The sequence below is a fragment of the Actinomadura sp. NPDC049753 genome, from assembly GCF_040674655.1.
GTDB classification, from domain to species: domain Bacteria; phylum Actinomycetota; class Actinomycetes; order Streptosporangiales; family Streptosporangiaceae; genus Spirillospora; species Spirillospora verrucosospora.
The window spans coordinates 1-4749 of sequence record NZ_JBFARL010000337.1; the positions used below are offsets into that span (position 1 = coordinate 1).

The window sequence follows — 4749 nt, forward strand, 5'->3', positions numbered from 1 at the left end:
CGCGCGAGCCGAGCCGGCGCCGGCCGGCTGCGCCGACCGCACGGCGACCCTGCGGGCACTGGAGCGGATGACCGGGACGCACGGGCTCACCGGCGCCGCGGTGCGCGTCGACGATCCCGCGTGCGGGACGTGGACGGCCGGCAGCGGGGTGGCCGACCGCCGCACGGGGAGGCCGATGAGCGCGGACCTGCGCGTACGGGTCGCCAGCATCACCAAGACGTTCACGGCCGTCACCGTGCTCCAGCTGGCGCGGGAGGGCCGGATCTCGCTGGACGCCCCGGTCGAGCGCTACCTGCCCGGTCTGCTCGACCGGGGCGGCTACGACGGCCGGAAGATCACCGTGCGGAGCCTGCTGCGGCACACCAGCGGCCTGCCCGACCACATGGACACCTTCCCGGACTCGGACGGGTACCGCTTCCGGCACTTCGAGCCCGGAGAACTGGTCGACCGGGCGCTGACGCTCCCGCCGCCGGGGTCCGGCTGGCACTACTCGACCACCAACTACGTCATCGCGGGCCTCATCGCGGAGAAGGCGAGCGGGCACAGCCTGGAGGACGAGGTCCGCCGCCGGATCATCCGGCCGCTGCGGCTCCGCGACACCTACTGGCCGGGCGACCAGACCCGGATCAGGGGAGCGCACGCGCGCGGCTACCTGCGCGAGGAGCGCGACGGGACCGTCCGGTGGAGCGACTTCACCGAGATGAACACGACGGTGGCCTGGGCCGGGGGCGCGCTGATCTCCAGCCCCCGGGACCTGAACGCCTTCTTCGGCGCGCTGATGGGCGGCCGCCTGCTGCCCTCCGAGATGCTCGCCCAGATGCGCCAGACGGTCCCCGCCGACCCCGACCGCGTCTGGGACGGCGCGGCCTACGGCCTCGGCCTGATCGGGACACCGCTGCGCTGCGGCGGCGCCTGGTGGGGGCACGCCGGCGGCCTCGAAAGCTACATCACCGTCTCGGGCGTCGCGCCGTCCGGGCGCCGCGTGACGGTCGACCTCAACGAGAACCCGTCGACCAGGGAGGCGTTCGACGACCAGATGAAGCTCGTCGAGACGGCGTTCTGCGACGGGGCCGCCGCACCGGCCGCCGCGCCGACCGGCACGCTGACCGCAGCACCGGCGGCCGCTGCGACCGGGAAGGGCGGTCTCGCCCGCTTCTACGACCAGCGGCCGGACTGGAAGAAGTGCACCCTCGACGCCGGCGACGAGGTCGGCAAGGAGCTCGACGAGGCGGGCGCCCGGTGCGCGGACGTCACCGTCCCGCTCGACTACCGCCGCCCCGAGGGCCGCACCATCACCGTGGCGATCTCCCGCCTGAAGGCGTCCGACCGCGCCCACCGCGTCGGCACGATGATCCTCAACGGCGGAGGCCCGGGGCCCGCCCTCGACATGCCTCCCTACATGCGCTCCCTCATGGGGAAGGCCGGTCCCCGCTACGACCTGGTGGGGATGGACCCGCGCTCGCTCGGCCGCAGCGCCCCGGTCGACTGCCACGGGCCCTCCGGGACCTGGATCCGGTCGGCGGGGGAGAGCCGCAGCTCCTTCGACCGGTCCGCGGCGTTCGCCAAGGACCTCGCCGACCGCTGCGCGCGGACCGACACCGGCGTCCTGCCGCACATCAGCACGCGCAACATCGCCCGCGACATGGACATCGTCCGGGGGGCGCTCGGCGAGCGGAAGGTCTCCTACAACGGCGCGTCCTACGGCACCTACCTCGGGTCCGTGTACGCGACGATGTTCCCCGGCCGCCTCGACCGCGTCGTCCTCGACAGCTCGGTCGACCCGACCCGCTTCGGCCCGCGCCTGCTGGCCGGCACCGAGGGCGCCAACGATCACGCGCTCGCCGCGTGGGCCGCGTGGGCGGCGAAGCGCGACGCGGCCTACGGCCTCGGCGGCACCCGCGCCGAAGTCCTCGGCACCGTGCGCGGACTCGTCAGGGCGGCCGCCAGGAAGCCCCTCGCCGTCGGGCCGTACCGCGTGGACGACACCATGCTGCCGGTCGTGCTGTTCAACGACCTCGGCACCGACGAGGACCAGCCCAGGGCCGTGCTGGCGGAGTCGCTGCGCGTTTTCGCCAAGGCCGCGGCGGGGGAGAGCGTCCAGCCGACCAAGGAACTGGACGAGGAACTGGCGTTCCTGCTCACCGGCGCCGAATCGGTGTACGGGAGCGGGCAGACCGCGATCATCTGCGGGGACGCGGCGGCGCCGCGCGATCCGGAGTCCTACCGGCGCGACATCGAGCGGAACCGGGCGGCCAGCCCGCTGTTCGCGCCCCTGACCCGCAACGTCAACCCGTGCGCGTTCTGGCCGGCGCGGCCCGCGGAGCGGCCGACCGAGGTCGGCGGGCGGCTGCCCGCTCTCATGGTGGCCGCGACCGGGGACACCCGCACGATCTACGCGAGCAACCAGGTGCTGCACGGGCTGCTGCGCGGATCGCGGATGATCACGCTGGACGCCGACGTCCACGCGCCCTACCAGCGCGGCTACCCGAACGCCTGCGTCAGGGACACGGTCAACGGCTACCTGCTGACCGGCCGCCTTCCCGCGCGGGACCTCACCTGCGCCTGAGGCGGCGGCGCCCCTCCTGGAGGTGCCGGGGCGGGCCGACCCGACATCGGGCGGCCCGGCCCGGCGCCGCACCGCCCGGTCAGCCGGACTTGGCCACGGTGAGCAGCACCGCGGCGTCCTCCAGCGCCTCCAGGCTGTGCCGCGCGTCCGGGATGATCAGCAGGTCCCCGGCGATGCCGTCCCAGGAGTCCTGGCCGGCCACCAGCCGGACGCGGCCCTGCATGACCAGGACCGTCGCCTCGCCGGGGCTCTCGTGCTCCGCCAGCTCCGTGCCCGCCGTCATGGCGATCAGCGTCTGGCGCAGGACGTGCTCGTGCCCGCCGTAAACGGTCTCGGCGCCGCGCCCGGTCGAGGCGGCGGCGGCGCGCTTCATCAGGTCCCGGACCCGTGCGTCCAACGAGAGCTTCTGCATGGCACCAAGTGTGCCAGTGGGGTCGCGGACGGCGCCGGTGGCCTCAGGTGAGGGGCTTGCCCATGACCGGCTCGCCCACGGCGCCGTCCTTCAGCCAGGCGTCCCAGGACTTCGCCCACGGCGTCGGCCCGTTCCCGAACTGGAGCCGCCGCGACGTGCCGGTCACCTTCACCACGTCGCCCCGGTTGGTGAAGTCGTAGAACCACTTGGCGTCGCCCGGGGAGGCGTTCACGCACCCGTGGCTGACGTTGTCGTTGCCCTGCGCGTCGGTCGACCACGGCGCCGAGTGGACGAACGTCCCGCTGTAGGTGAGCCGGACGTTCCACTTCGTCGGGATCCGGTACTCGCCGGGGTCGCCGGTGGTGGCCGAGTCCATGACGATGTGCGCCGCCTTCTCCTGCGCGATCATGGTGCCGCTGTAGCTGTCGTGGCCCGGCTTGCCGAGGCTCACCTTCATCGTCCGCACCGTCCTGCCGCCGTCGGTGACCGTCGCGCGGTGCTTCTTGGCGTCGACGGTGGTGATGTGACGCGGCCCGACGGTGAAGCCGACGGTGCGGTCCTTCATCCCGTACATGCCCCCGCCGGCGTTCAGCCCCGCCAGGTGCGCGACGACCTCCACCTTCTGCCCCGACGGCCAGTAGTCGCGGGGCCGGAAGTCGACCTCCTTGTCGCCGACCCAGGACCAGGCGCCCTCGACCGGCTTGGACATGCGGACCTCGAGGGCCTTCTCCACCGCCGCCTTGCCGGCCTTGGTGCTCACCGGCTTGGACAGCAGCAGCTGGACGGGCATGCCGACGCCGACGGTCTCGCCGTCCAGCGGCGACATGCCGCTCTCCAGCTTCTTGCGCGGCGTCAGCGTAGTGAACGTGGACGTCGTCGTGGCCTGCTTGCCGCCGTCCCCGGTGGCCTTGGCCGTCACCGTGTACGTCGTGGACGGCCGCAGCGTCCACGACGACGTCCACGACTTCTTGTCGGGGGCGAGCTTTCCTGCGGCCTTCGCGCCCTTCTTGCCGTAGGCGAGGGTCACGCTCGTGAGCGTGCCGTTGTCCGCCGTGACGGTGACAGGTTTGTCCGGTGCCGCCTGCCGCGTCCCGGTGGCGGGCGTGACGGCGAGCTTCACCGCGTCCCCGGCCTTGCCGCCGTCACCGCCCTTTCCTCCGCCGCCACCGGACGAGCAGCCCGCGGCGGCGATCACCACCGCTCCGGCGACCGCCGCTCCCACCGTCCCGGTCCGACCCTTGAGCACCTGAGAACTCCTCACGCTCGACGCGGGTTTTCCCTTGGTGAAGGTATGCACGCTTTCGGGCGAGGCATGCGGGAGCGCCGCTACTGTTCAGTCTTCTCCCAGGTGTACGGGCCTTTCCTCAGGCGGGGTTCAAGGGGTGGTCACGCGCCCCGTACCCGGCGGGAGCTCGGCCGCGGCGGCCCGGTCGAGCAGGAACAGCGTCCGGCTCCGCCCGCGGGCCCCCGCGCACGGGACGTGGAACGGGTCCGCGTCCGGCGCCAGCCCGAGCCCGATGGCCTTCGCCTTGGACTCGCCCGCCGCCAGCAGCCACACCTCGTCCGCGGCGCGCAGGGAGGGGAACGTCAGCGAGATCCGGGTCGGGGGCGGCTTCGGGGCGCCCCGCACCGCCGCCACCGATCCCTCGTCGCGCATGATGCCCAAGCTCGCCCTCGGGCATCACGAACAGCGAGACGGCGACCATCACCAGCGGGTTGGAGTGGTCGGCGGTCAGCGCGTGCCTCCAGTCGGTGACCAGTCCCGGGTCGG

The 4749-nt window shown here is 73.4% G+C and carries 3 protein-coding genes and 1 pseudogene; 1 reads left to right on the forward strand and 3 read right to left on the reverse strand.

Features of this window, described 5'->3' with window-relative positions; translation table 11 throughout:
* The coding region (locus tag AB0K37_RS40230; protein WP_363990987.1) for an alpha/beta fold hydrolase at positions 1 to 2566 on the forward strand (2566 nt) is incomplete at its 5' end.
* Positions 2567 to 2645: 79 nt separating this feature from the next.
* Here AB0K37_RS40230 and AB0K37_RS40235 read toward each other — a convergent pair.
* The 3 genes and pseudogenes from AB0K37_RS40235 to AB0K37_RS40245 form a co-directional block, all read right to left on the reverse strand.
* The gene (locus AB0K37_RS40235) at positions 2646 to 2978 is read right to left on the reverse strand and encodes a cupin domain-containing protein (RefSeq protein ID WP_363990990.1); all 333 of its coding nucleotides are present in this window, start codon (positions 2976 to 2978) and stop codon (positions 2646 to 2648) included.
* 43 nt (positions 2979 to 3021) lie between these two features.
* Complete coding sequence (locus AB0K37_RS40240; RefSeq protein ID WP_363990993.1) at positions 3022 to 4224, reverse strand: Ig-like domain-containing protein; 1203 nt, start codon at positions 4222 to 4224, stop codon at positions 3022 to 3024.
* Positions 4225 to 4353: 129 nt separating this feature from the next.
* Positions 4354 to 4629 (reverse strand): annotated as a pseudogene (locus AB0K37_RS40245) (6-phosphogluconolactonase); the annotation flags it as partial.
* Positions 4630 to 4749: the final 120 nt, after the last annotated feature.